Raw genomic sequence first — 1,926 nt, forward strand, 5'->3', positions numbered from 1 at the left:
GCGTTGTTGGGTAGGGGAGCGTTCTGTAAGCCGTTGAAGGTGTGCTGTGAGGCATGCTGGAGGTATCAGAAGTGCGAATGCTGACATAAGTAACGATAAAGCGGGTGAAAAGCCCGCTCGCCGGAAGACCAAGGGTTCCTGTCCAACGTTAATCGGGGCAGGGTGAGTCGACCCCTAAGGCGAGGCCGAAAGGCGTAGTCGATGGGAAACAGGTTAATATTCCTGTACTTGGTGTTACTGCGAAGGGGGGACGGAGAAGGCTATGTTAGCCGGGCGACGGTTGTCCCGGTTTAAGCATGTAGGCGGAGGTTCCAGGTAAATCCGGTACCTTTTAACGCTGAGGTGTGATGACGAGGCACTACGGTGCTGAAGTAACAAATGCCCTGCTTCCAGGAAAAGCCTCTAAGCATCAGGTAACATCAAATCGTACCCCAAACCGACACAGGTGGTCAGGTAGAGAATACCAAGGCGCTTGAGAGAACTCGGGTGAAGGAACTAGGCAAAATGGTGCCGTAACTTCGGGAGAAGGCACGCTGATATGTAGGTGAAGCCCCTGCGGGTGGAGCTGAAATCAGTCGAAGATACCAGCTGGCTGCAACTGTTTATTAAAAACACAGCACTGTGCAAACACGAAAGTGGACGTATACGGTGTGACGCCTGCCCGGTGCCGGAAGGTTAATTGATGGGGTTAGCGGCAACGCGAAGCTCTTGATCGAAGCCCCGGTAAACGGCGGCCGTAACTATAACGGTCCTAAGGTAGCGAAATTCCTTGTCGGGTAAGTTCCGACCTGCACGAATGGCGTAATGATGGCCAGGCTGTCTCCACCCGAGACTCAGTGAAATTGAACTCGCTGTGAAGATGCAGTGTACCCGCGGCAAGACGGAAAGACCCCGTGAACCTTTACTATAGCTTGACACTGAACACTGGTCCTTGATGTGTAGGATAGGTGGGAGGCTTTGAAGCGTGGACGCCAGTCTGCGTGGAGCCGCCCTTGAAATACCACCCTTTAATGGCTGGTGTTCTAACGTAGACCCGTTACCCGGGTTGCGGACAGTGTCTGGTGGGTAGTTTGACTGGGGCGGTCTCCTCCCAAAGAGTAACGGAGGAGCACGAAGGTTAGCTAATCCTGGTCGGACATCAGGAGGTTAGTGCAATGGCATAAGCTAGCTTGACTGCGAGAGTGACGGCTCGAGCAGGTGCGAAAGCAGGTCATAGTGATCCGGTGGTTCTGAATGGAAGGGCCATCGCTCAACGGATAAAAGGTACTCCGGGGATAACAGGCTGATACCGCCCAAGAGTTCATATCGACGGCGGTGTTTGGCACCTCGATGTCGGCTCATCACATCCTGGGGCTGAAGTAGGTCCCAAGGGTATGGCTGTTCGCCATTTAAAGTGGTACGCGAGCTGGGTTTAGAACGTCGTGAGACAGTTCGGTCCCTATCTGCCGTGGGCGCTGGAGAATTGAGGGGGGCTGCTCCTAGTACGAGAGGACCGGAGTGGACGCATCACTGGTGTTCGGGTTGTCATGCCAATGGCACTGCCCGGTAGCTAAATGCGGAAAAGATAAGTGCTGAAAGCATCTAAGCACGAAACTTGCCCCGAGATGAGTTCTCCCTGACCCTTTAAGGGTCCTGAAGGAACGTTGAAGACGACGACGTTGATAGGTCGGGTGTGTAAGCGCAGCGATGCGTTGAGCTAACCGATACTAATGAACCGTGAGGCTTAACCTTACAACGCCGAAGCTGTTTCGGCGGACGAGAGACAGAAGATTTTCAGCTCTGATACAGATTTAACAGAATTTGCCTGGCGGCTTTAGCGCGGTGGTCCCACCTGACCCCATGCCGAACTCAGAAGTGAAACGCCGTAGCGCCGATGGTAGTGTGGGGTCTCCCCATGTGAGAGTAGGGAACTGCCAGGCATCAAAT

At 53.8% G+C, this 1,926-nt stretch carries 2 rRNA genes; both read left to right on the top strand.

The annotated features are described in order from the left end of the window. Nucleotides 1-1,731, top strand: a 23S ribosomal RNA gene (locus ACZ6J2_RS21770); the annotation flags it as partial. Between the two features lie 72 nt (nucleotides 1,732-1,803). Then, nucleotides 1,804-1,919: ribosomal RNA gene (gene rrf / locus ACZ6J2_RS21775) — 5S ribosomal RNA — on the top strand. Nucleotides 1,920-1,926: the final 7 nt, after the last annotated feature.

It is taken from the genome of Enterobacter sp. E14S (genome assembly GCF_055666685.1).